At 75.4% G+C, this 23,678-nt stretch carries 19 protein-coding genes; 13 read left to right on the top strand and 6 right to left on the bottom strand.

What is annotated here, in order from left to right:
* The first annotated feature begins 103 nt into the window (after window positions 1-103).
* From ACQRUO_RS24180 to ACQRUO_RS24190, 3 genes are read left to right on the top strand one after another with little or no spacing between them, the layout of a single operon-like run.
* Window positions 104-2,359, top strand: coding sequence for a ferritin-like domain-containing protein (locus tag ACQRUO_RS24180; RefSeq protein ID WP_428318142.1), 2,256 nt, complete (start codon window positions 104-106; stop codon window positions 2,357-2,359).
* A 43-nt stretch (window positions 2,360-2,402) separates the two neighbouring features.
* The gene (locus ACQRUO_RS24185; protein WP_428318143.1) at window positions 2,403-4,025 is read left to right on the top strand and encodes an FAD-dependent monooxygenase; all 1,623 of its coding nucleotides are present in this window, start codon (window positions 2,403-2,405) and stop codon (window positions 4,023-4,025) included.
* A gap of 14 nt (window positions 4,026-4,039) precedes the next feature.
* Window positions 4,040-5,287 (top strand): cytochrome P450, encoded by a 1,248-nt coding sequence (locus ACQRUO_RS24190; RefSeq protein ID WP_428318144.1) that lies wholly within the window; start codon window positions 4,040-4,042, stop codon window positions 5,285-5,287.
* Between the two features lie 296 nt (window positions 5,288-5,583).
* On the opposite strand, the gene ACQRUO_RS24195 is transcribed toward ACQRUO_RS24190, so the two are convergent.
* Window positions 5,584-8,514, bottom strand: coding sequence for a LuxR C-terminal-related transcriptional regulator (locus tag ACQRUO_RS24195; protein ID WP_428318145.1), 2,931 nt, complete (start codon window positions 8,512-8,514; stop codon window positions 5,584-5,586).
* Window positions 8,515-8,986: 472 nt separating this feature from the next.
* Between ACQRUO_RS24195 and ACQRUO_RS24200 the strand changes: the two genes are divergently transcribed.
* On the top strand, window positions 8,987-9,403 hold the full coding sequence (locus ACQRUO_RS24200; RefSeq protein WP_428318146.1) for a nitroreductase family deazaflavin-dependent oxidoreductase: 417 nt from the start codon (window positions 8,987-8,989) through the stop codon (window positions 9,401-9,403).
* Between the two features lie 42 nt (window positions 9,404-9,445).
* Here the strand turns inward: ACQRUO_RS24200 and ACQRUO_RS24205 are convergent, their stop codons facing one another.
* From ACQRUO_RS24205 to ACQRUO_RS24220, 4 genes are read right to left on the bottom strand one after another with little or no spacing between them, the layout of a single operon-like run.
* Entirely contained in the window at window positions 9,446-10,117 is a 672-nt protein-coding gene (locus ACQRUO_RS24205; RefSeq protein WP_428318147.1) for an ATP-binding cassette domain-containing protein, read from the bottom strand.
* Window positions 10,114-10,848, bottom strand: coding sequence for an ATP-binding cassette domain-containing protein (locus tag ACQRUO_RS24210; RefSeq protein ID WP_428318148.1), 735 nt, complete (start codon window positions 10,846-10,848; stop codon window positions 10,114-10,116). The genes ACQRUO_RS24205 and ACQRUO_RS24210 overlap by 4 nt, the downstream gene beginning before the upstream one ends.
* A gap of 53 nt (window positions 10,849-10,901) precedes the next feature.
* Complete coding sequence (locus tag ACQRUO_RS24215; protein ID WP_428318149.1) at window positions 10,902-12,731, bottom strand: ABC transporter permease subunit; 1,830 nt, start codon at window positions 12,729-12,731, stop codon at window positions 10,902-10,904.
* Window positions 12,731-13,339 (bottom strand): hypothetical protein, encoded by a 609-nt coding sequence (locus ACQRUO_RS24220; protein WP_428318150.1) that lies wholly within the window; start codon window positions 13,337-13,339, stop codon window positions 12,731-12,733. The genes ACQRUO_RS24215 and ACQRUO_RS24220 overlap by 1 nt, the downstream gene beginning before the upstream one ends.
* A gap of 158 nt (window positions 13,340-13,497) precedes the next feature.
* Between ACQRUO_RS24220 and ACQRUO_RS24225 the strand changes: the two genes are divergently transcribed.
* The 8 genes from ACQRUO_RS24225 to ACQRUO_RS24260 all read left to right on the top strand — a co-directional run bounded on the left by ACQRUO_RS24225 (window position 13,498) and on the right by ACQRUO_RS24260 (window position 21,253).
* A complete protein-coding gene (locus ACQRUO_RS24225) occupies window positions 13,498-14,112 on the top strand; it encodes a hypothetical protein (RefSeq protein ID WP_428318151.1) in 615 nt (204 codons plus the stop codon).
* The gene (locus tag ACQRUO_RS24230) at window positions 14,061-15,464 is read left to right on the top strand and encodes an ABC transporter substrate-binding protein (RefSeq protein WP_428318152.1); all 1,404 of its coding nucleotides are present in this window, start codon (window positions 14,061-14,063) and stop codon (window positions 15,462-15,464) included. The genes ACQRUO_RS24225 and ACQRUO_RS24230 overlap by 52 nt, the downstream gene beginning before the upstream one ends.
* A 250-nt stretch (window positions 15,465-15,714) precedes the next feature.
* Window positions 15,715-16,629, top strand: coding sequence for a carbohydrate ABC transporter permease (locus ACQRUO_RS24235; protein WP_428318153.1), 915 nt, complete (start codon window positions 15,715-15,717; stop codon window positions 16,627-16,629).
* A 53-nt stretch (window positions 16,630-16,682) separates the two neighbouring features.
* Window positions 16,683-17,993 (top strand): extracellular solute-binding protein, encoded by a 1,311-nt coding sequence (locus ACQRUO_RS24240; RefSeq protein ID WP_428318154.1) that lies wholly within the window; start codon window positions 16,683-16,685, stop codon window positions 17,991-17,993.
* A 17-nt stretch (window positions 17,994-18,010) separates the two neighbouring features.
* Entirely contained in the window at window positions 18,011-18,856 is an 846-nt protein-coding gene (locus tag ACQRUO_RS24245; protein WP_428318155.1) for a carbohydrate ABC transporter permease, read from the top strand.
* Window positions 18,849-19,586, top strand: coding sequence for an HAD family hydrolase (locus ACQRUO_RS24250; protein ID WP_428318156.1), 738 nt, complete (start codon window positions 18,849-18,851; stop codon window positions 19,584-19,586). The genes ACQRUO_RS24245 and ACQRUO_RS24250 overlap by 8 nt, the downstream gene beginning before the upstream one ends.
* Window positions 19,587-19,595: 9 nt before the next feature.
* On the top strand, window positions 19,596-20,864 hold the full coding sequence (locus tag ACQRUO_RS24255; protein WP_428318157.1) for an MBL fold metallo-hydrolase: 1,269 nt from the start codon (window positions 19,596-19,598) through the stop codon (window positions 20,862-20,864).
* A gap of 158 nt (window positions 20,865-21,022) precedes the next feature.
* Window positions 21,023-21,253, top strand: coding sequence for a hypothetical protein (locus tag ACQRUO_RS24260; protein ID WP_428318158.1), 231 nt, complete (start codon window positions 21,023-21,025; stop codon window positions 21,251-21,253).
* A gap of 120 nt (window positions 21,254-21,373) precedes the next feature.
* Here the strand turns inward: ACQRUO_RS24260 and ACQRUO_RS24265 are convergent, their stop codons facing one another.
* Window positions 21,374-22,135 (bottom strand): AIM24 family protein, encoded by a 762-nt coding sequence (locus ACQRUO_RS24265; protein ID WP_428318159.1) that lies wholly within the window; start codon window positions 22,133-22,135, stop codon window positions 21,374-21,376.
* A gap of 306 nt (window positions 22,136-22,441) precedes the next feature.
* On the opposite strand from ACQRUO_RS24265, the gene ACQRUO_RS24270 reads away from it, so the two are divergent.
* A complete protein-coding gene (locus ACQRUO_RS24270) occupies window positions 22,442-23,608 on the top strand; it encodes a TIGR03364 family FAD-dependent oxidoreductase (protein ID WP_428318160.1) in 1,167 nt (388 codons plus the stop codon).
* The last annotated feature ends 70 nt before the right edge of the window (window positions 23,609-23,678 follow it).

The raw sequence follows: 23,678 nt of genomic DNA on the forward strand, positions 1-23,678 counted from the left end.
GTGGAAAACAGGGGGGTGGAACAAGCGGGTATCAGTTCAACCCGCCCGCGGGGGCGGGCAGCACGGCGGCTCCGGTGGCGGCGCGGGCGGCCCCGGTGGCGGGGTGCTGGTCACCGTCGCGCGCGAGCCGGGGCCGGGGGTGGCCGACCAGTCGCTCTGCCTGGTCCGGGTGACCCCGGACGGCGCCCGGGCGGTGCTGCTGCGGGAGAAGGAGGTCAACGTCCAGACCGACCAGGCCGCGCTGATCCTCGAGCACCCCGGCGGCACGGCGTCCACCGCCGGCGGGGACAGCGCGCACGGCGAGGCCGCCCTCGGCGAGGCCGCCGAGGAGGTCACGGTCACCGTCCGCTCGCTGGTGCGCGGGCGCCCGGCCGCGGTCCGCGGCATCCGGGTCCGGCAGTACGCCAACCCGCGCGCCCACCCCACCGCGGCCCGCCCGACCCGGCCGATCGCCGTGCTGCGCACCACCGCCGCACCCGACTGGGCCCCCGCCGCCACCCTGGACACCGGCCCCGACGGTACCGCCGCCTTCACCCTGCGCGGCACCCGGGCCGGCTGCGCCCGCCTGCTGCTGGCCGCCCCCGGCGAGCCCGCCCCCGCCGGCTACGACGACGCCGACGAGCTGCGCCACTGGTCGGGCGCCGGCCAGCTGGCGCTGCGGGTGCTGCCCGACGACCGCCGGCTGGACGCGCTGCCGCCGGAGCGGATCACCTTCGACCTGCTGTACCGCGAGGTCTTCGCCTACTACGAGTTCACCTCCAGCTTCATGGCCGAGGAGGTGTTCAGCCTGGCCGACCCGCACCGGGTGGCCACCTACGCCCGGCTCTGCCGGCAGATGTCCGACCCGCGCAACCGCGGTCGCACGTACTACATGCCGCCCACCCGCGACCTGTCCGCCGCCAGGGCCCGGCTGCTGCTCGGCTACCTGCGCAACACCGCCGCCCCGGCCGCGCTGCCCGCCCTCGTCCCCGCCACGGCGCCGCACCCGCCGGGCGGCGTCCCGGCCACCCGGGCCGAGCTGGTCGCCCTGCTGCGCGACGCCGTCACGGTCGAACTGGCCACCACCCTCCAGTACCTGTACGCCGTCTACTCGCTGCCCACGCACGGCACCGGCCTGGCCTACCTGCGCCGCGGCGCGTGGACCGAACGGCGGCTGCGGCTGGTCAGCGGGTGGGGCGGGGAGCGCCCGGAGGACTCGATCCGCAGCACGCTGCTCCGGGTGGCCCGCGAGGAGATGATCCACTTCCTGGTGGTCAACAACCTGCTGATGGCGCTCGGCGAGCCGTTCCACTTCCCGGCCGTGGACTTCGGCACCCTCAACCACCGGCTGCCGATCCCGCTCGACTTCGCCCTGGAGGGGCTCGGCCCGGCCAGCGTGCACCGCTTCATCGCGCTGGAGCAGCCCGACTGCCTGCCGGCCGAGCCGCGCTACGGCACGCTGTGCCCCGGGCCGCCGATCCGCTCCCCGCGCGGTCCCGCCTACCACTCGATCAGCGAGCTCTACGCCGCGATCCGGGTCGCCCTGCTCCGGCTGCCCGACCTGTTCGCCGACCCGCCGGGCGGCGGCGAGCACCACCTCTTCCTGCGCCGCTCGGTCAACGCCCGCCACCCCGACTACCAGCTCCAGGTGACCGACCTGGCGAGCGCGTTGTTCGCCGTCGACCTCGTCACCGAGCAGGGCGAGGGCGGCGTGCTGAACCCGGACCGGCCGCCCGGCGAGGAGTCCCACCACGACTCCTTCCGACGGATCGCCGCGCTGCTCGGCACCCTGGAGGCGCCCGGGCCGGGCGGGGCCGGCAGGGCGGATGGGCTGGGTGGGGTGCGTGGGATGCGTGGGATGCGTGGGGCGGTCGCGGCCGGGGGCCGGGTGGACGAGCCGCTCGACGGCGTGCCGCGGCTGGCCCTGCCGGTGCTGCGCAACCCGACCCTGCGCCCCGGCCGCCCGGCCCGCCAGCTGATCGGCGAGCCACTGGCCCGGCAGGTGGCCGAACTGGCCGACAGCGCCTACGAGTTGATGGCCCTGCTGATGGTCCAGCACTTCGCCGAACGGCCGGCCGCCAGCCTGCGCCGCTCGACCCTGATGAACGCCTCGATCGACGTGATGAACGGGGTGCTGCGCCCGCTCGCCGAGCTGCTCGCCGCGCTGCCGGCGGGCGTGCCGGGGCGCACCGCCGGGATCCCGTTCGAGCTCGCCGGCGAACCCTGGCCGATACCCGGCCGCCCCGCCGACGCCCGGCGCGAACTCGGCTGCCGGATCCGCCGGTTGGCCCGCGCCGCACGGGCCTGCCCGGTGCTGCCGGAGCAGGTCCCGGGCGTCCTCGACCACCTGGCGGGGCGGGTGGTCGAGGCGGCGGAGTGAGGGTCCCGGCGACTGCCACACCACGTTCTGAGAAGGGAAGACGATGCCCCAGCAGCACGACACCGAAGTCCTGATCGTCGGCGGCGGGCCGGTCGGCCTGACCGCCGCCCTGGACCTGCGCGCCCGCGGGGTCGACTGCCTGGTGGTGGAGGCGGGCGACGGCACCGTCGGCCACCCCAAGGTGAGCCACATCGGCCCGCGCTCGATGGAGCTCTACCGGCAGTTGGGCCTGGCCGACCGGATCCGCGGCGCCGGCTGGCCCGCCGAACACACCCTGGACGCGGTCTGGGTGACGCAGCTGGGCGGCCACGAGGTCCACCGGCTGCGCCTCGGCAGCATGGCCACCCGCCCACCGTTCCGGCACACCCCCGAACCGGACGCGATCTGCCCGCAGCACTGGCTGGCCCCGCTGCTCGCCGAGGCGGTCGGCCGCCACCCGGACGGCCCGCTGCGGCTGTGCTGCCGGCTGGACGGCTTCGTCCAGGACCCGGACGGCGTCACCGCCGCCGTCACCGACCTGGCCGCCGACCGGCCGTTCGCGGTCCGCGCCCGCTACCTGCTGGCCTGCGACGGCGCCGCCTCCCCGGTCCGCAAGGCCTGCGCGATCCCGGCCCCGGCCCGCCACGCCACCCAGGTGTTCCGCAACATCCTGTTCCGCGCCCCCCGGCTGACGGCCGAACTGGGCGACCGCGCCGCGCTCTTCTACTTCCTGCTGCTCTCCGACGCGCTGCGTTTCCCGCTGCGCGCGCTGGACGGCGCCGAACTGTTCCGGCTGACCGTCCGGGTCGGCGCCGGCGGGGAGGACGCCGTTCCGGCGCGCGAACTGGTGCGCCGCGCGATCGCCCCGGACACCCCGATCGAGGTGCTCTCCGACCACGAGTGGCACCTCACCCACCGGGTGGCCGAGGACTTCCGGCAGGGCCGGGTGCTGCTGCTCGGCGACAGCGCGCACACCCTCTCGCCCTCCGGCGGCTTCGGCCTCAACGCCGGGCTCGCCGCCGCCGGCAACCTCGGCTGGAAACTGGCCGCCGCGCTGGCGGGTTGGGCCGGCCCCGGACTGCTGGACTCCTACCGCACCGAGCGGCAGCCGGTGGCCGTCGAGGCGCTGGAGGAGGCCAACCGCAACCTGGTGCGCACCATGGGCCGGGACCTGCCCGCCGACCTGCACGCGGACACCCCGGCCGGCGAGCGGGCCCGGGCCGAGCTGGGCGAACGGCTGGCGGCGAGCGACGTGCGCAAGGAGTTCGACGCGCCGATGGTGCACCTCGGCTACCGCTACCGGTCGGCGATCGTCTGCCCCGACCGGCTGCCCGCGGACCCGGACGAGCCCACCGACCGTCCCAACAGCCGCCCGGGCTCGCGGGCCCCGCACGCCTGGCTGGCGCCCGGGCGCTCCACGCTGGACCTGTTCGGGGCGGGGTTCCGGCTGTTGGAGTTCGCGGGGGCGGAGGGGGAGGAGTCTTACGGCGCCGTCGGCGCCGTCGAGGCCGCGTTCGCGGGGCGCGGGGTGCCGCTGGCGGTGACCGTCTGCCGGGACAAGGAGATCGCCGACCTGTACCGGCGGCGCTACGTGCTGGTCCGGCCCGACGGCCATGTCGCCTGGCGGGACGCGGAGTTGCCGGCCGACCCGGGCCGGCTGGCGGACACGGTGCGGGGGGCGGTGTGAGGGGGGACGGGCTCGTGGCGGAGGGGCCGGCGGGGGAGGGCCTGCTGCCGTTCACGCTGGCGGGCTGGCCGGTGGCGCGGATCGCCGACCCCTACCCCGTCTACCGGTGCTACCGCGAGGCGGGCTCGGTGCACCCGGGTGACGGGGGCTGGTACGTGTTCGGGTACCAGGAGGTGGCCCAGGCGCTCGCCAGCCCCCGCCTCGGCCGCCGGGCCCCGCGATCCGGCGACGGTGCGCAGGGCCAGGACCCGTGGGAGGGCGCCGAGTTGGCCCACCCCGCAGTGCTGGACACGGCGGTGCGCAGCCTGATCGCCGACTGGCTGGTCTTCCTCGACCCGCCCCGCCACACCCGGCTGCGGGCCGTCCTCAGCCACGAGTTCACCCCGCGCGTGGTGACGGGGCTGCGCGCGCGGATGGCCGAGATCGTCACCGAACTGCTCGGCGAGCGCCGGCAACTCGACCTGGTCGAGGACTTCGCCGCCCCCTACCCCGTGCTGGTGATCTCCGAACTGCTCGGCCTGCCCCGGGCCGACGGCGGCTGGCTGCGCGAACGCTCGCTCCGGCTCCAGCAGGGCAGCAGCTCGCGGGCCGGGCAGCACCCGGACGCGCCGGCCCGCGCGGACACGGCCGCCCGCGAGCTGACCGACTACTTCCACGACCGGCTCGCCCGGCGCCGGGCCCGCGGGTCGGGCACCGACCTGATCGGCCTGCTGCTGGCGGCCGGCGGGCTGACCACGGCGGAGATCACCGCGACCTGCATCCACCTGCTGACCGCCGGCCACGAGACCACCACGCACCTGATCACCAAGTCGGCGCTCGCGTTGCTCGACCACCCCGCCGTCCTCGCCGAGCTGTGCGACCGGCCCGCGCTGGTGCCTGACGCCGTCGTCGAACTGGCGCGCTACGACGCCCCGGTGCAGGCCGTCACGCGCTGGGCCCAGGAGGACGAACAGCTCGGCCGTCATCGGATCCCGCGCGGCACCAAGCTCACCCTGCTGCTCGGCGCCGCCAACCGCGACCCGGCCCGGTTCCCCCACCCCGACCGCCTCGACCCGCACCGCCACCCACCCGCCGCCCGCCACCTCGCCTTCGGCCTGGGCATCCACTACTGCCTCGGCGCCGCCCTGGCCCGGACCGAGGCGGAGATCGCGCTGGCCGCCCTGCTGCCGCGCCTGGCGGGGGCGGCGCTGCGGGAGGCGCCGGTACGGTACGCGCCGGACCTGGTGTTCCACGGCCCGGAACGGCTGCTGCTGGGGTGGTGAGGGGGGTGAGGGGGCGCGCGGCAGGAGTTGGGTGGTGACCCTGCCGGTGGCGGTCGAGGAGCTCGGCCGGAGCCGGCCGGTGGGTGCTCGGGCCGCCGTGCTCGCCCGGGGCGTCGCCCGGCTGTTCGGTGGTGCGGAGTGCCCCGGGTGCGGCGTCGTGTTCAGGGTGGCCGGCCAGCACGCAGCCGCTGACCCGGGGGTGGGTGGCGGGAGTCGGGTGGTGGTTCGTCCGTGGTTCGGTGGTGCGGAGTGCCGGGTGCGCCCTGTTCAGGGTGGCGGACGAGTGTGCCGCCGCCTCACTGTGGCGGGGCGGGGGTGTGATGGGTCAGTTCGAGGCGGGAGTGGATGGCGAGTTTGCGGTAGATCTGGCGCAGGTGGAAGGCGACCGTGTGCGGGGAGAGGAACATCCGGCCGGCGATCTGGGTGTTCGTCAGGCCGGTGGCGGCGTGTTCGGCGACGGTGCGTTCGGTACGGGTCAGGGCGGCCCAGCCGCCGGTCGGGGGGTCGGGCCGGGGCGGGCGGTGACGGCGCCGGACGCCCAGGGTGCGCAGGCGGCGGCGGACCCGGGCGGTGTCGAGGGCGGCGCCGAGCCGCTCGTAGGCGTCCAGGGCCTGCCCCAGGGCGTGCACGGCGGCGTCCCGGTCGGTCGGGGCCAGCAGGGTGCCCAGGTCCTCGGTGGCCGAGGCGCGGCCCCACAGGTCGCGGTGTTCGCGGGCGGCGGCCGCCAGTGCCCGCGGGTCGCGCGCCGTGAGGCCGGCCGCGTGGGCGGCGGCGGCCCGGAGCGCGGGCACCGTGCGGTTGGCCTCGGCCAGCCGGCGGGCCACGGCCGCCACTCCGGTGGCGCGCTCCGGGTCCCCGAGGGTGAGCGCGGTGCGCACCAGCCAGGCCGGGGCGGCGGGTTCGGCCAGGGTGAGGCGGCGCAGCGCGGGGTCGTCCCCGGTGAGCTCCTTGACGGCGTGGGCGAGCGGGGTGCGGTCGGTGGAGCAGGCGCGGATCCGGGCCTCGATCCAGGTCGCCGCGGGGTCCGGTAGGGCGTTCGCGTGCGCGGTGGCGGTGTGGTGGTCGCCGCGGTACACGGCCGTCGTGGCGAGCAGCAGCCGGGCGGTGGCCGGGTAGCGCCGGATGCCGCTGCGCTCGGCGGCCCGCAGGGCGGCGGTGGCCGCCTCCTCGGCCACGGCGAGCGCGCCCCGGGCCAGGGCCAGCCGGGCGATGACGAGGTGCTGGGCGGGCGGTGCGGGCGGCGGCGCACCGGGCGAAGGCACCGGCTGGGGCCCGGGCTGCGGCGCGGCGCAGCGGGCGAGGACGGCAGCCGCCTCGGCCTGGCGGCCCGCCTCGGCGAGCAGCAGGGCGTGCGCGGGGCCGGGCGGACTGTGCCAGGCGGCGGCCGAGCCCTGGCGGGACAGGGTGAGGGCGGCCTGGCCGAGGGTCAGCGCGGCGGCCGGTCGGCCGCAGTGCCAGGCGAGTTCGGCGGCGCCCAGTCGGGCGGCGGCCCGCAGGTCGTGGCCGTGGGTGGCGCCGCGCCGGGCCACCTGCTCGATCCGGTGGGCCAGGGCGGTGGGCGTCGCACTCACCCGGTCGGTGGCGAGGGCTGCCAGGGCGGCGAGTTGGGTGAGCAGGGCCTCGCGGTGCAGGGCGGCGGGTGTGCCGGCCGCAGTGTCCGCGATGGCGGCGGGGACCGGGACGGGGGCCGGGACCGGGACCGGTGCCTTGGGGCCGCCGGCGGGCTGGGTGGCGGCCCCCAGGGCTTCGGTGGCGGCCAGTTCCGCGGTGGCCAGCGCCTCGGCCGGGTGCCCGCGGAGCAGGAGTGCGGTGGCGAGCGCGACCCGCAGGCGGGCGGTGGTGGGGGAGGCCGGGGCGGCGTCGGCCAGGGCGGCCCGGGCCAGGTCGGCGGCCCGGGCGGGAGCACCGGAGCGGACGCAGGCGGTGGCGGCGAGCGCGGTCAGCTCGGCGGCGGCCGCACCGTGCCCGGCGCGGTCGGCGGCCGCATCATCCCCGGCGCGCTCGGCTCCGCCGGCATCCCGCTGGTCGCCCGCGCTCAGCTGTTCGTCCGCACCGCGCCGCTCGCCCGCCGCCCCCGGCTCGCCCACCAACCCCGGCGCGTCCGCCGCCCCCGGCTCGTCGGCCTGCTGCGGCCGTGGCGCGCGCCCCAGCAGCTCCAGGCCGCGCAGGGCCAGTCGGGCGGCCGTGGCGGGCTGGTCGGGGAGGGTCTGGGCGGCGGCCAGCGGCAGCAGCGGGCCGGTGACCGGGTCGCCCGGGTAGGAGCCGTGCAGCAGGTGGGGCGCGACGGCGGCCGGGGAGTGGCCCTGGGCCAGCCGGATCGCCAGCGCCTGGCGGTGCATCGCGGCCCGGACGGCCGGCGGGAGGTCGGCCAGCAGCACCAGCCGCAACCACTCGTGCCGGAACGTCAGGTGGGTCGACGCGCAGTGCACCAGCCCCGTGGCCGTCGCCGCGCGGAAGGCGGGGACCAGCGTGCTCACCGGTTCGCCGAGCATCCGCGCCGCCTCCTCCGGGAGGCTGGCCGGGCCCAGGACCGCGGCCGCCTCCAGCAGCGAGCGGGCGGCGGTCGGTGCGCCGGCCAGCCGCCGCAGGGCCAGCCCGGCCAGGGTCGGGGGCGGGTCGGCGCGCTCGGCGAGGCGGAGCGCGCCGTCGGTGGCGTGCAGCGCGAGGTCGCGGTCCAGGCCGCCGAGCAGCTCGACCAGGCAGCCCGGTCGGCCGCCGGCCAGGCCGAGCAGCCCGGCCAACTCGGCGTCGGGCGGGGCGCCGAGCAGGTCGGCGCAGAGTTCGGCGACGGCGGTCGCGGGTATCGGACCGAGCTCCAGCCGCAGCGTCTCCTCGGTGGCGGCGGGACGCTCGCCACCGGCGGGCAGCAGCAGGGTGGCGACCAGCAGCACCGGCCCGCCCGGCAGTGGCGCCCGGGCCGGTTCGGCCGGGTCGTCGCAGCTGACCAGCAGCGGGGTGCGCCAGGCCGGCGCCACCGGGGCGTCCAGGACGGCCGCCGCCGGTGCCCCGGTGCCGAGTCGGGCCAGCCGGAAGCCGCGCCCGGCGGCCAGTCGCTCGCACTCGCGCAGCAGCCGGGTGCGGCCCGCTCCGGCCGGGCCGGCGATCACCGCGGTGGCGGGCCGCCGGCTGTCGACGGTGCGGTCCAGCAGGTCGGTGAGGAGCGCGAGTTCGTGCTGACGCCCGCGCAGTGGCCGCAGTCCGCCGGGCTCGGCCGGCCGCGTCGCCAAGGTGTTCGCCCCCAGTGCCCGCACCCCTCTCGTCGCACCCCGCCCCACCAGCCGCGCCCCGGGGCCCTCAGGCCCTGGGGCTCCTGCCGGGACCGCCGGGCGAGCCCCGAAAGCGAAACCAGCGAGACAGGAAACCGGCGAGGCATTTAATGCGACAATTACGTGTTCCAGACCGTCGGTTGGGTCGCTCACTAACGAGGCTAGGGCGGCCTTTGACGCACTGTCAAGGTCGCTCTCGAACCGTCCTGACCTGGACAGGACTGGGCAATCCGCCGCTGTCGGCGCCGGATCGAGGTCGGCGGAAACGGTTTTCCGAGGGATTTCGACCCGGCTTCGGAAATTGGCCCGGTCGGAGAGCCCGTCGTGATCCACTGATCGAAGATCGCTTGACGGCGCGGCCCGCGATCACCAAGGGTGTGCCGGACGGGTTCCCCTCGGGGGGGCGACGGCGACTCTTCCGAAGGGTGATCCCATGTCAGAACGACTGCAGCGCAACCGGCTCGTGATCGACGAGTTCCGCTCCCGTGACGGCGTGGTGGGCGGCGACTTCGAGGGGGTGCCGCTGCTGCTGCTCACCACCACGGGCGCGCGCAGCGGGGAGCCGCGCACGATGCCGATGACCTACCTGCGGGACGGTCGGCGGCTGGTGGTCTTCGGGGCCAACGGCGGCCGGCCGAGCCACCCGGGCTGGTACCACAACCTGTTGGCCGATCCCACGGCCCGCGTCGAGGTCGGCGCCGAAGCCCACCCGGTGACGGCGGCGGTGATCGAGGGTGCGGAGCGCGAACGGCTCTGGGCCCAGCAGCTGCTGCACACCCCGTACTTCAAGGGCTTCCAGAACCGGGCCGGGCGGCTGATCCCGGTCGTCGCCCTGACGCCGGTCGCCTGAGCGCCGAGCCGGCCGCGGAGCGCGGCGGCGCCGACCGGTCGGCTACCGCAGCTCGCCGGCCTCGCCCACCCAGACCACCCGGCCGCGTTCCAGCACGTGCACCAGGGCCTCGTCGCCGGCCCAGGCGGGCAGGGTGCGGGCGGTGATCAGCACCGCGTGGCCGGCCCGGGTGCGGGCGGTGAGCAGCTCGCGCAGCCGGGCGGCCAGGGCGGGGGCCAGGCCGCGTTCCGGTTCGTCCAGCAGCAGCACTGCGGGGTCGGCCAGCAGGGCCCGGGTCAGGGCGACCAACTGCTGCTGCCCGCCGGAGAGTTCCGTGGAGCGGCGGTCGAGCAGGGCGGCCAGCTCGGGGAACGGGTCCAGCGCGGCCGCGGGCGGGCCGGCCAGGCTCAGGGTCTCGGCCACGGTCAGGGTCGGGAAGACCGCCCGCCGGGCCGGGACCAGGGCCACCCCGAGGGCGGCCCGGCGGTGCGCGGGCAGCGCGGTGACGTCCCGGCCGGCCAGCAGCACCCGGCCGGCGGTCGGCCGGGCCGGGCCGGCCAGCGCCTCCAGCACGCTGGAGCGCCCGGACCCGTTGCGGCCGACCAGGAAGCCGAGCCGCCCGGCCGGGCACCGCACGTCCACCCCGTGCAGCCGCTCCACCAGCCCGTACCGCACCCGGACCGCCCGCAGTTCGGCGGCCAACGGCCGGGCCGGCAGGGCCGGTTCGGGCCTCACCAGAGCCGCCTGACCCGGTCGTCGGCGAGCACCCGTTCGCTCGGGCCGGCGGCCACCACCCGCCCGGCGTCCAGCACGTAGGCCGACGCGGCGAGCCGGCCGACCAGCCCCAGGTCGTGCTCCACCAGCAGCACCCCCGCCCCTTCCCGGGCGACCAGGGCCAGCACCCGGGCGACCCAGGCGACCTGGGCGGCGTCCAGTCCGACCGAGACCTCGTCCACCAGCAGCACCCGGGGCGCCCCGGCCAGCGCGCGGGCCAGCTCGACCAGCCGGAGGACGCCGAGCGGCAGCCCGTCGGCCGGCCGGTGGGCCAGCGCGGTCAGGCCCAGCAGCCGCAGCGCACCGGCCACCCGGGCCGGCACGTCGGCCGCGCCGTGGTGTTGCTCGGCGCCGACCCGGACGTTCTCCGCCACCGTCAACTCGGGGAAGGACGCGACCTGTTGGAAGGTGCGGGCGAGGCCGAGCCGGGCCCGGCGGTGGCAGGGGGTGCGGGTGACGTCGCGGCCGTCCAGCAGGATCCGGCCGCCGTCGGGGCGGGCCACCCCGCTCAGGCAGTCCAGCAGCACGCTCTTGCCGGCCCCGTTCGGCCCGACCAGCGCGGTGACCCGCCCCGGCCGCACCCGCAGGTCCACCCCGTCCACCACCGCGACCCCGCCGAGCCGCCGCACCACGCCCCGCCCGGTGAGCCCGACCCGGCCCCAGCCGCCACCCACCCCGCCCACGCTGCTCACCCCACCGCCACTGCCCGTCCCGCCACTGCCCGTCCCGCCGCCGCCCACCCCGCTCACCCCGCCCCCGACAGCCGCCGCGCCCACCCCGCGAGGCCGCCCGGCAGGTACCCGATCCCGGCCGCGAGCGCCCCCACCACCACCGCGGACATCCCCGGCACGGTCGCCGCGTCCAGCCCGACCAGCACGAACGCCGCCACCACCGCCCCGGCCGCGCTGTCCACCCCGGCCACCACCACGGCGGCGAACCAGAGCAGCCCCTGCACCGGGTCGAAGACCGCGGCGTCGAAGGCCCCGCCGCCGAGCGCCAGCAGCACCCCGCCGGCCCCGGCCAGCCCCGCGCCCAGGCCGAAGACCAGCAGCTTGACCCGCGGCACCGCCACCCCGGCCGCCCAGGCGCCGGCTTCGTGGTCCCGGGTCGCCACCAGGGCCCGGCCCAGCCGGCCGCGCCGCACCAGCGCCACCAGCAGCGCGCCGGCGGCCAGCACCAGCAGCTCGGCGGCGTAGAAGGCGCGGTCGCCGCGCAGCAGCGCCGGGCGGGTCACCGTCAGTCCCGCGGTGGCGTAGGGCTGCTCGAAGACGAAGCGGCTCAGCGCGACCGCCAGGCCGATGGTCACCAGCGCCAGCACCAGTCCGCGCCGGTGCACCACCGGCCAGCCGATCAGCAGCCCGGCCGCGGCCAGACCGAGCACGGTGACCAGCAGCGCCGGACCGGCCGGCACCCGGCCGGAGGAGAGCTGGGCGGCGGCCAGCGCCCCGAGCCCGGCGAAGCCGCCCTGGGCCAGCGAGACCAGCCCGCCGCCCCCGGTGACCAACACCACCGAGAGCAGCACCAGCGCCAGCCCAGGCACCGAGAGCACCGCCCGCACCCCACCGCCGGCCAGGGCCAGCGGGGTGACCAGCACCACGGCGCAGACCGCCACCGCCCAGCCGCCGCTGCGTCGGGCGCCGCCGGTGCTCGCCGGCAGCCCGCCGCCGAGCAGGCCGTCCTGCCCGAACCCCCACGGGACCAGCGCCGCCACCAGCAGCGCCAGCGCGAACAGGTTGGACTGCGCCGCCTGGAGCAGCGGGCCCAGGGTGCCGGGCGGGTGCAGCCAGCTGAGCTCGGACTGGCCGATGCCGAGCGCCAGCCCGGTGACCACCGCGATCGGCAGGCTGCGCAGCCGGGCCGCCACCGCGACCGCGAGGGTCTCCATCACCAGCAGCGGCAGCCCGTACGGGTCGAGCAGCACGAACGGCGCCAGCAGCACGCCCACCAGCCCGGCGGCGAAGGAGCCGAACGCCCAGCCGGCCGCCGCCACCCGGGTGGCGTTCACCCCGGCCAGCTCGGCCAGTACCGGGTCGGCCGAGACCGCCCGGGCCCGGACCCCGAACCGGGTCCAGCGGCCCACCGCCCAGACGGCCAGCGCGACCACCAGCACCGCGCCGAGCTGGGCCACCGCGTCCAGCCGCAGCAGGTGGCCGCCGGGCAGCGTGATGGTGCGCAGCGGGACCAGGCCGGGTACGTCGGTGAGCGGAGCGGTGCCCCAGATCGCCGCGACCGCCCCGATCAGCAGCACCAGCACGCCGACGCAGGCCACCACCACCTCCCCGACCGCGGCCTGCCGCCGGCGCAGCGGCCCGAAGACGGCGAACTGCAGCAGCACCCCGAGCCCGGGCGCCACCAGCAGCAGGCAGACCACCGCCCCCAGCCCGACCGGCCAGCCGCGCACCACCACCAGCTCGCGCAGCAGGTAGGCGACGAACACGGCGATCCCGCCCTGGGCCAGGTTGAGCACCCCGGTGAGGCGGTGGCAGACCACCAGCCCGACCCCGCTGAGCGCGGCCGCGCTGCCCACGGCCACGCCGGCCAGGGCGAAGTCGATCGCCAGCCCGGGGTCGGCCATCAGGCGGGGCCGTCCGCCGGCAGCACCTCCGGCTCGCAGACCGGGCAGGGGGCCAGGCCCCGTTCCCGCACCGCGGCGCCGGTCAGCGCCACGGCCTGCGGCTTGCCGGCCACCAGCGGGCAGCCCGGGCGGTGGCAGAGGGTGCCGCCCGGCACGGCGAGCAGACCGTCACCGGGCACCGCCCCGGCGTCCGCGCCGCCTGCGGGGGCGGGCGGCAGCCACTCGGGCGAGGGCGAAGGCGAAGGCGAGGGCCCGGGCCCGGCCCCGGGCTCGGGTGCGGCGGTGGACGGCGGCCCGGATGCCGGCCCGGACGACGCCGCGGACGGGCCGCCCGCCCGTCCCGCGCCCGGCGGGGCGGTGTGCAGCGCCGCCCACACCACTCCGGCGACGATCAGCGCGCTGCCCGGCGCGGTCGCGGAGGCCAGGTAGGGGAGTTGCCGGGCCGTCACCCGCTCACCGGAGACGGCGTACCAGCCGAGCACGCAGAGCGCCCCGCCGACCAGCGCGAGCAGCCAGCCGAAGGGGGCACCGGCGAGCACCCGGGGGAGCAGCGGGGGCAGTGGCCGGGCGCGCAGCCGGGCGAGCACCCGGGGGCCCGAGCGGTCCATCGCGTGCCTCCTGCTGCCGGGTGCGGTGCCGTCGGTCCTGCCGCCTGGTCAGCCGGTCCTCCTGTTGCGGGCGCCCGGTCGATCGGCCTTCATAGTGTCACCTGCGTCACACCCCGTCGCAGCCCGACACCGGGCGGCGAGACCATGCGGAGAGACCCATGCGCACCCCACCCCAGCACCGGCCGGCCGACCCGCGACCCCACCCGTCCACCCGTCCGGGGGTGCTGCGCACGGTGGCCGTGCTGCTCGGCGTGCTGCTGCTGACCGTCTCCTGCTCGAGCAGCAAGAAGAGCAGCTCGGCGAGCACCCCGAGCAGCCCGAGCGCCTCGGCGAGTCCGAGCACGTCGGCGAGCCCGAGCAGCGCCGCAGCGAGCCCGAGCAGCACCACGCCGAGCCCGTCCGGCACCGCCCCCGCCGACGTCGCCGCCGCGACCGCGCAGGTGACCCAGAACTGGCAGAGCTTCTTCTCGCCCGCGACCCCGATCAGCGCCAAGGCCGCGCTGCTGCAGAACGGCGACCAGCTGATGCCGCTGCTCCAGAGCTTCGCCAACGACCCGCGGATCTCCCAGGTCAGCGCCCAGGTGACGAGCGTCCAGTTCACCTCGGCGACCACCGCGGCGGTCACCTACAACCTGGCGCTGCAGGGCCAGGTGGTGCAGCCGAACGCGGCCGGGCAGGCGGTGCTGGACCACGGGGTGTGGAAGGTCTCGCAGAGCACGCTGTGCGCGCTGGTCGCGCAGAGCGGGGCGAGCTCGGCGCCCGGGTGCAGCTGACCGGTCGCCGCGGTTCGAGGGCGGTCGCCGCGGCGACCGCCCTGCTGCTGTGCGGGGCGGTGCCGCTGGCCGGCTGCGGCACCCGGTTGCCGGCCCGGGACTTCGCGGGGCCCGCGCCGAGTGCGGTCGGCGGCAACCCGGCCAGCGACACCGGGGTGACCCCGACGCAGGTCAAGGTGGGCATCGTCACCTCGCTGACCAGCCCGCTCGGCACCGAGGTGCTCTCCGGGCCGCGCTACGGGGCGCTGGCCTTCTTCCAGGCGCTGAACGCGGCCGGCGGCCTGCACGGGCGCAGTGTCCAGGTGGTGACCTGCGACGACTCGGGCAGCGGGTTCGGCAACCAGGCCTGCGTGCACAAGCTGATCGACCAGGACCAGGTGTTCGCCTTCACCGCGGGCAGCGTGCTCGACTACGCGGGTGCGCCCTACGTCAGCGCCCGGGCGGTGCCGGACGTGGGCAGCCAGCCGCTGGGTACCGAGTACGACCGCTACCCGCACCTGTACGGGATCTACGGCAGCAGCGCCCCGCGGGACGGCCGCTCGGTGGGGTGGGACGGGACGCTCTTCCTGAGCACCGAGGTCTACCGGTTCTTCAAGGAGCGGCTCGGGGTCAAGCGGGCCGCGGTGGTGGCCTACAACCAGGCGGAGTCGCTGAGTTACGCGCACCAGATCGAGCAGGGGCTGGCCGCCGAGGGCTACCACGTGCTGACCCAGACGGTGGACCTGGCGCTGCCCGCCTTCCCCGCGGTGGCCACCGCGCTGGCGGCCGACGGCACCCAGGTGGTCTTCGACGCGATGGACACCCGCGGCAACACCGGGCTCTGCCAGGCGCTGGACGCGGCCGGGGTGAAGCTCGTGGCCAAGGTGACCAACGTGCAGAACTGGACGCAGACCGTCGGCACCGACTTCGCCAGCGCCCCCGGCTGCCGCGACGCGCTGTGGGCCACCTCCGCCAGTCGCAACTACGAGGACACCCGGTACCCGGCGGTGGCGCAGTTCCGCGGTGCCGTGGCGAAGTACTTCCCGGACCGCGAACCGCTGCTGTCCGCCTGGGAGTTGGAGGGCTGGGCAGGTGCCCAGTGGCTGACCGACGCGATGGACTCCTGTGGCGCCCAGCTGACCCGGGCCTGTGTCGAGCGGTTCATGAACCGGACGCAGCCCTACGACGCGCACGGCCTGCTGATCCCGACCGGCTTCACTCCCGAGCCGCGCCCGAGCGGGCTGACCCACGCCTGCCTGGACGTGGCCCGCTGGCAGCAGAGCACCCCGGCGGGCCGGCCCGGCTGGGTGACCCAGGTGCCGGACATGAACACCAACTGTTTCGACGTCCCGCAGCTGCCCTACCAGCCGTGATCTCCGGGTCGGACTGACATTTCGTCAGGCGGACGCCGGAATTCCGTCGAATGCGCGGCGTCATAAGGGCGTAAATGGGACAAGTCAGCGGGCGGGTTAGGAAATGGCCAATATATCAGGATTTCAGAAAACCATGATCATCATCAACTGATTGGCCAACTGTTCATCAGTTGGAAACCGGAAAGCTATCTACGCGCGTTTCACTCTGAGCCGTCGAAAAACCAGCACGAGCACACAAGGTGACGGTGCAATGGCTCAGTTGAGCGAGCGGGTCCGGCGGCGCAGCCGACCGCGTGAAGGATGGGCCGGGTGGCTGTACTCGGCCCCGGCACTGCTGATCTTCTCGGTCTTCATCATCGGACCGACCGCCTACACGCTCTACATCAGCACCTTTCACTGGAACACGCTGAATCCCTCGATGTCCAGCTTCATCGGCGCGGACAACTACAAGCAGCTGTTCCAGTCGAGCAGCCCGGACTTCCTCACCAGTGCCGGCAACTCGCTCTACTACTGCGCGGCCATGGTGATCGGCGGCACCGCGATCTCGCTGGCCCTGGCGCTGCTGCTGCAACGCGGCGGGCGGCTGCTGAGCGCGACCCGGGTGGCCGTCTTCGCCCCGCACGCCACACCGATCGTGGCCACCTCGCTCGCCTGGGTCTGGCTCTTCAACCCGCAGTTCGGGCTGATCGACATGGTGCTCAAGGACCTGCACCTGCCCGCCTCGCAGTTCCTCTTCTCCAGCACCTGGGCGATGCCCTCGGTGATCGTCTACAGCCTCTGGCACGAGATCGGCTTCACCGTGGTGCTCTTCCTCGGCGGCCTGGCCGTGGTCTCCGGCGAGCTCAGCGAGGCCGCCCGGATGGACGGCGCCGGCCCCTGGCAGGAGTTCTGGTACGTGACCTGGCCGCAGCTGCGCCCGGTGACCCTGTTCTCCGTCGTGATCACCAGCATCACCTCGCTGCAGGCCTTCACCCAGTTCTACGAGATGAGCCGCGGTGGCCCGGCCTACGCCACCACCACGCTCAGCTACCTGCTGTACCAGGAGGCCTTCGTGCTCTTCGACACCGGCTACGGCGCCGCCCTGGCCGTGGTGCTCTTCGTCGTGACCGCCGCCTTCACACTGCTGCAGCGCCGGCTCGGCGACCGCCTCGCCGCCGACCTGTGACCCCTGACGCCCCTCCGCACCCGCCTGTCCCCCTTCGCGAAAAGGATCCCGCGATGTCCTCGAAGTCCCCCCTGCGTCGCACCGCCGCCACCGCTCTGGCCGCGGCCTGCGCGCTCGGCGCGCTGAGCGCCTGCTCCTCCTCCGGCTCGTCCAGCGACGCGGGGTCGGGTGGCACCACCACGATCTCGTTCATGCAGATCATGATCAGCGGAACCCAGAAGAGCACCCTGGTCGCGCTGACCGACGCCTTCCAGAAGGCCAACCCGAACATCAAGGTCAACCTGGAGTACCAGCCGGACTACGGCACCCTGCACGCCAAGGAGACGGCCGGCGTGGCGGCGCACAACCCGCCCACCATCGGCCAGGTCTACGAGAGCTGGGCCGCCGAGTACGCCAAGAGCCAGGTGATCCTGCCGGTCAGCCAGTACGCCGGCAGCGACAGCCCGGCCGGGCTCACCGACTTCTACCAGGGCGTGCAGAAGGACCTGCGGCTGCCCGACGGCAAGCTGTGGATGTGGCCGTTCAACAAGAGCGTCCAGGTGATCTTCTACAACCAGGACATGCTGCAGGCCAAGGGCCTGACCGCGCCCACCACCTGGGACCAGTTCGCCACCGACGCCAAGGCCGTCTCCGGCAACGGCGTCACCGCGATCAGCGTCGACCCGGGCACCACCGCCTCGCCGGCCGGCGGCACCACGCTCTTCGAGGCGCTCTGCGCCGCCGACGGCACCCCGAACTTCGCCGCCGACGGCACCCCGCAGCTGAACAGCCCCGCCGCGATCCAGGCGATGGGCTACCTGGCCGACCTGAAGAAGTCCGGCGCGCTGGCGGTCGGCTCCAACTACCCGGGCGAGACCGCGCTCGGTGCCCAGAAGGGCGCCTTCGACCTGTCCAGCGCGGCCGGCTACTACTTCGAGAACAAGGCGGTGGGCGGCAAGTTCACCATGGGCACCGAGGTGCTGCCGACCGGCTCCTCCGGCCAGCCGACCAACATCCTCTCCGGCACCAACATCGCGATGTTCGCCTCGGCCAGCAAGGCCCAGCAGGCGGCCGCCTGGAAGTACATGCAGTTCCTGGCCTCCGCCGACAGCCAGGCCCAGTGGTCCAGCACCACCGGGTACATGCCGGTCACCGCGAAGGCACTGGACCAGATGGGCGACTTCCTGGCCAAGAACCCGTACATGAAGACCGCCGCCGACGCGCTCAACTACGCCGTGGCGCAGCCGGCCTTCCCGTGGGTCGCCAAGGCCGAGGGCGAGGAGGTGGTCGCGCTGCAGAAGGTGCTGGAGCAGGGCGCGGACCCGGCCAGCGCGCTGAACGCCGCCCAGCAGGCCGCCGTGGCCGACCAGAAGGCCGGCCAGTGACCCTCGCCCAACCGCCCGTGTCGCGCGGCCGGGGTGCGTCTGCGTCCCGGCTGCGCGGCGCGCTGCGCCGCACCGCGGCCGTGCTGCTCGGCCTGGCCTTCCTCTTCCCCTTCTACTACGTGCTGGTCACCTCGCTGAACTCGGCGTCGCAGTCCAGCAGTCTGAGCGACCTGCTGCTGCCGCACTGGCACTGGGAGAACTACGCACGCGCCTGGGCGGCCGCGCCCTGGCCCCGGCTCTTCCTCAACACCCTGCTGATCGGCTGCTGCACGGTGGCGCTCGCGCTGGCCACCTCGCTGCTGGCCGGCTTCGCCTTCGGGGTGATGAAGTTCCGCGGCCGCGGCTTCCTGTTCGCGCTGGTGATGGCCGTGATGATGGTGCCGGGCACGGTGCTGATCATCCCCGACTACGTGATCGCCACCGACATCCACTGGCTGGACACCTACTGGATCCAGATCGTGCCGTGGGGCGCCAGCGTCTTCGGGATCTTCCTGGTCCGGCAGTTCTTCCTCGGCCTGCCCGCCGAACTCTTCGACGCCGCCGAACTGGACGGCGCCGGGCGGTTCCGGATGCTCTGGTCGATCGGCATGCCGCTGGTCCGCCCGGCGATGCTGATCATCGCCCTGCAGATCTTCCTGGCCAGCTGGAACTCCTTCCTGTGGCCGTTCATCATGACCCAGGACCCCAACGTGCAGCCGGTGGAGGTGGGCCTGGCCGCGTTCGCCGGCGCGGACGGGACCGACTACCCGGGCCTGGCCGCCGCCGTGGTCTTCACCACCGTGCCGGTGCTCGCCTTCTTCCTGGCGCTGCAGCGCCACTTCGTCACCGGCGCGATGTCCACCGCAGGAGGCGTTCGTGGCTGACCAGTCGACCATCCGACAGCGGCCGGTGCTGATCACCGACTTCGACGGCACGCTGTACCGCGGCGACGCGCCGATCCGGCACTACGCCGAGCAGGCCGCCGCCACCCTGGACACCGAGGCGCGGGCCGAACTGCTCGACGGCGTCGAGAAGTTCCTGGCCCTGGGCGCGGCCGCCGGACCCGTGCTGGCCGAGGCGATCGACGGCTGGGAGGCCGTCGCGGTGCTCGGCCGGGCGGCCGGCGTGGCCGCCGCCGAGCTGCAGCGCGCCTTCCTGGCCACCCGCGAGCTGATGCTCGACCCGGTCCGCTGCCCGCTCGAAGTACCGACCGGCTACGCCGAGTTGATCACCGAGCTGCGCGCCGCGGGAGTCCGGGTGGTGCTGGCCACCAACAGTCCCGCCGACGGGCTGGACGCGCTGCTGCGCCGGCTCGAACTGCCGCCGCTGCTCGACGCGGTGGTCTCCGGCACCGGCAAGCCCGAGGGCCTGCGCCGGCTGCTGCGCACCGAGAACCCGGACGCGCCGGCCGACGGCTGGCGACGGCTGTGCGTGATCGGTGACCACTGGCGCAACGACATCGAACCGGGCCACGAGGTCGGCGCGCACAGCGCCTACATCGACCGGTTCGCCCGGGCCGACGGCCCGGCGAGCGCCATCGCCCCCACCGTGGAGGGGCTGCTCGACTCCATCCGGACCTGGGCCACGGACCAGGCGCCGATCGAAGGGAACTGAACACCCGGTATGGCCACCATCGAATTCTGGGGCGGCGTCGGCGTCATCGGCGGCAGCAAGATCCTGATCCAGCAGGACGGTTACCGGGTGCTGCTGGACATCGGCATCGACATCCCCTCCGGGGGCGACCTGTTCCGGCTGCCGGTCCGCCCCCGCCCGGGCCGCGAACTCGCCGACCGGCTGCGGCTGGGCGCCGCGCCCGCGCTGCCCGGGCTCTTCGACCCGGCGGCGCTGGACGCCGGCTCGCCGCTGGCGGAGGAGGTCGGGCAGACCGCCGTCTTCGTCAGCCACCCGCACATCGACCACGTGGGCCTGGCCGGCTTCGTCCGCCCCGAGGTCCCGGTGCACGCGCACACCGACGCGGTCGACGTGCTCACCGCCCTCGCCGCCACCGGCCAGGGCCTGACCCACGGCGAGCCCGACTGGCGACGGCTGACCAGCGGCCAGAAGGTGGCCGTCGGTCCGCTGGAGGTGGAGTGTCTGCCGGTCGACCACGACGTGCCCGGCGCCAGCGGCTACCTGGTGCACACCCCCGACGGCACCCTGGTCTTCACCGGCGACTACCGCTTCCACGGCCACCACCCGGAGCGCTCCTGGGACTTCGTCGACCGGGCGCACGGCAGCGCGGTCCTGGTCACCGAGGGCACCACGCTCGGCTGGGACCCCTTGGGCCGGCAGCGCGACGAGACCGACGTGGCCCGCGACTTCGCCGCCGCGCTGGAGCAGACCCCCGGCCTGGTGCTGCTCTCGCTCTACCCGCGCGACGTGGACCGGGTGAAGGCGTTCCTGGAGATCGCCGCCGCGGCCGGGCGCACGGTGGTCTTCACCGAGCCGATCGCCGCCTTCCTGCGCCTGGTCGGCGTGCCGCAGGCGCTCTCCCCGGCCGAGGTGCCGCTCACCGAGGTGGCCGCCGAGCCGGGCCGCTACGTGCTGATGCCGGACCCGAACGACCTGCCCACGCTGCTCGACCTGCCGGTCGGCGACGGCTACCCGGCCGCCTGCCTGGTGCACGCCAACGGCGAGCCGCTCGGCCCGTTCGAGCCGCGCTGGGCGCCGTTCACCGAGTGGCTGGCCGCGCTGGGCATCCCGCTGCGCCAGATCGGCTGCTCGGGGCACGCCTCGCAGGACGACCTGCACCACATGCTGGAGCGGATGCGCCCCGGAGCGGTCTTCCCGATCCACACCACGGCGCCGACCCGGCTGCACCCGCCGCGCGGCATCCGCCGGGTGGGCGCGGCCTACGGCACCCGCTACACCTTCGCAGGCGAACCCTGCTGACCTGCGCCTGACCTCCGTCGACCGGTGCGGATGCGCTGTGACCGCATCCGCACGCCGGTGTTACCCGGGTGTTGCGAACGGCCGCGGCAAGGTGCGTTATCGTCACGCCTGTCGGGACGTCAGGGACGTCAGCAGGGCAGGACCCGAGGGGAGTCATCATGCGTGAGTTCTACGAGCGCGAGGAGATCATCGAGCGCGACGGCGGCTTCTTCGGCGGCGAGGAGATCATCCGTCGCGAGGAGTTCGTCGAGCGCGACCGCTTCGGCCGCGAGCGGATCGTCGAGCGCGAGGAGATCATCGAGCGCCCGGGCATGTTCGACGGGTTCTTCGGCGGTGGCCGCGAGGAGGTCATCGTCGAGGAGGAGATCATCGACCGCGACTTCTTCTAGGCCGCGCCGCTCTTCTCGCCGACGCCGGTGCCGACCCGGGCCCGCTGCCCCGGGTCGGCACCGGCGTTCCGCATGCCGTGCCGTGCTGTACCGGCGTCCGGCGGCTACTGGTTGCGACGGCTACTGGTTGCGCAGCATGCCGCCCACGATGCCGCCGATGCCCACGCCCTCGGCGGTCGCGGCGGCGCCGTCCCGGGCCAGGTAGGGCTCCAGCGCGTGCGCCAGGCTGGACAGCGGCATGCTCTGCAGCCAGATCTGGCCGGGGCCGGTGAGCGCCACCAGGTGGTAGCCGTCGCCGCCGAAGATCTTGTTGGCGATGCCGGGCACCCGGGTGATGGTGAACTGCACCGACTCGTCGAACATGCCCACGTGCCCGGGGTGGACCAGCATGGTCTGGCCGGGCGCCAGCCGGTACTGGCAGAGCTCGCCGGACAGCTCGATCCAGGCCCGTCCCTGCCCGTGCAGCCGCTGCAGCACGAAGCCCTCGCCGCCCCACAGCCCGCCGCGGAACGACTGCTGCAGCGCGACGGTCGGGGTGATCCCGGGCGTCCCGCAGAGCCAGCCGTGCCGGTGCACCAGCACCCCGCGGCCCTGGACGATGTCCACCGGCACGATGTGCCCGGGCACCTTGGAGGCGAAGGCCACCAGCCCGGGCGAGCCCTGCGCCTGGTACTGGGTCAGGAAGATGCCGCCGCCGCTGACCGCCCGCTTGAGCGTGTTGAACAGCCCGCCGCCGCCCGGCCCGCCGGTGTTGGTGGTCTGCGACATCTGGATGTTCGCCGACATCCAGGACAGCTCGCCGTGCATCGAGATGATCGACTCGCCGGCCGCCAGCTGCATCTCCAGCACCGGCATCGTGCTGCCCTTGATCACGTCCTGCATCCGGGTTCCCTCCCCCGACCGCGGGCGGTCCGCTGCCGCCCCCCTGCGGGCACGGTAGCGCCCGTTCCGGACCGGGAACAGGGCGACTGCCCCCGTGCGCCCCCGCGGTGATCCCGCGGCGGGCCGTCCGACGCCGGCCGGTCGGCGCCCGACCGTCCGGCACCGGATCGCGGTCGCGTGTTCACCAGGTGTTCACTGGCTGTCCCTCGGGCTCTCCCCAAGTGATCTTAGGTTTCCTTGCGGCTCAAGTTGTGCATACAACTTGAGCGGCAGGTCCGGAACAGCAAGACAGTGGATGGGAGAACCGTGGACAACACCCTTGGCTCGGCCGACGTGGTGGTCGTCGGCGCCGGCATCGTCGGGCTCGCGCACGCCTACGAGGCGGTGGAGCGCGGGCTCACGGTGGCGGTCGTGGAGCGCGGCGAGCGGGCGACCGGGGCGTCCATCCGGAACTTCGGGCACGCCTGCGCCACGGCCCAGGACGGGGTGGCGCTGCAGTACGGCTACGCGGCGCGGGAGAAGTGGGCCGCGCTGGCGGAGGCGGCCGGGTTCTGGCTGCGGCGCACCGGCACGGTGATGGTCGCCCGGGCCGAGGACGAGCTGGCGGTGCTCCGCGAGTTCGGCGAGCTGCGCGGCGCCGAGGTGCAGCTGCTCGACGCGGCCGAGGTGGCGCGGCGGGTGCCGGTCGGGGCCGGCGTGGTCGGCGGCGCCTTCCTGCCCGACGACCTGCGGGTGGACCCGCGCGAGTGCGTCCCGGCGATCGCCCGCCACCTCGCGGAGCGCGGGGTCACCTTCCACTGGGCCACCACCGCGCACTCGGTGGAGCCCGGCCTGGTGCGCACCAGCCGCGGCGAGCTGCGCGCCGGCTCGATCGTGTTCGCGGCCGGCCACGACGTCGACCGCCACTTCCCGGAGCTGGCGGCCGAGTTCGCCGTCAAGCGGTGCGTGCTGCGGATGCTGCGGGTGGACAACCCGCACCCGCAGCCGATCGACCCCGCCGTGCAGACCGGCTTCTCGCTGCTGCGCTACGGCGGCTTCGAGGCCTGCCCGAGCCTGCCCGCGGTGCGCGAGCGGCTCACCCGGGAGCGGCCGGAGCTGATCGGCATCGGGCTCAACCTGATGTTCACCCAGCGCCCCGACGGCACCCTGACCATCGGCGACACCCACGCCTACGACGTCACCCCGCTGCCGTTCGACGCGGAGGAGATGGACGCGGCGGTGCTGCGCGAGACCGCGGGCCTGCTCGGCGTCGAGCGGCTGACGGTGCGCGAGCGCTGGCGCGGCATCTACGCCTCCGGCGCCAACCCTTACCTGGTGGCCGCCCCGGCCGAGGGGATCCGGGTGGTCTCGGTGACCTCGGGCATCGGCATGACCACCGCGCTCGGCCTGGCCCCGCGGGTGATGGACGGGCTGGTCGGCGCGGACGCCCAGGCACTGCCGGGCGCGGCGGAGCTGGCGGCGCTCTGCGCCTGAGGCGGTCACGGCTACGGCCGAGCGGTCACGGCCCGGCCGAGGCGGTCACCGCCCGGCCGCACCGCGGGGG

The sequence above is a fragment of the Kitasatospora sp. LaBMicrA B282 genome, assembly GCF_050325825.1.
Taxonomy (GTDB): domain Bacteria; phylum Actinomycetota; class Actinomycetes; order Streptomycetales; family Streptomycetaceae; genus Kitasatospora.

What these genes read in the sequence shown, in the direction of transcription:
- ACQRUO_RS24200 (WP_428318146.1), top strand. Translation starts at nt 8,987, where the DNA reads ATGTCAGAACGACTGCAGCGCAACCGGCTCGTGATCGACGAGTTCCGC.
- ACQRUO_RS24215 (WP_428318149.1), bottom strand. Translation starts at nt 12,731, where the DNA reads ATGGCCGACCCCGGGCTGGCGATCGACTTCGCCCTGGCCGGCGTGGCC.
- ACQRUO_RS24225 (WP_428318151.1), top strand. Translation starts at nt 13,498, where the DNA reads ATGCGCACCCCACCCCAGCACCGGCCGGCCGACCCGCGACCCCACCCG.
- ACQRUO_RS24260 (WP_428318158.1), top strand. Translation starts at nt 21,023, where the DNA reads ATGCGTGAGTTCTACGAGCGCGAGGAGATCATCGAGCGCGACGGCGGC.
- ACQRUO_RS24220 (WP_428318150.1), bottom strand. Translation starts at nt 13,339, where the DNA reads ATGGACCGCTCGGGCCCCCGGGTGCTCGCCCGGCTGCGCGCCCGGCCA.
- ACQRUO_RS24255 (WP_428318157.1), top strand. Translation starts at nt 19,596, where the DNA reads ATGGCCACCATCGAATTCTGGGGCGGCGTCGGCGTCATCGGCGGCAGC.
- ACQRUO_RS24185 (WP_428318143.1), top strand. Translation starts at nt 2,403, where the DNA reads ATGCCCCAGCAGCACGACACCGAAGTCCTGATCGTCGGCGGCGGGCCG.
- ACQRUO_RS24240 (WP_428318154.1), top strand. Translation starts at nt 16,683, where the DNA reads ATGTCCTCGAAGTCCCCCCTGCGTCGCACCGCCGCCACCGCTCTGGCC.
- ACQRUO_RS24265 (WP_428318159.1), bottom strand. Translation starts at nt 22,135, where the DNA reads ATGCAGGACGTGATCAAGGGCAGCACGATGCCGGTGCTGGAGATGCAG.
- ACQRUO_RS24235 (WP_428318153.1), top strand. Translation starts at nt 15,715, where the DNA reads ATGGCTCAGTTGAGCGAGCGGGTCCGGCGGCGCAGCCGACCGCGTGAA.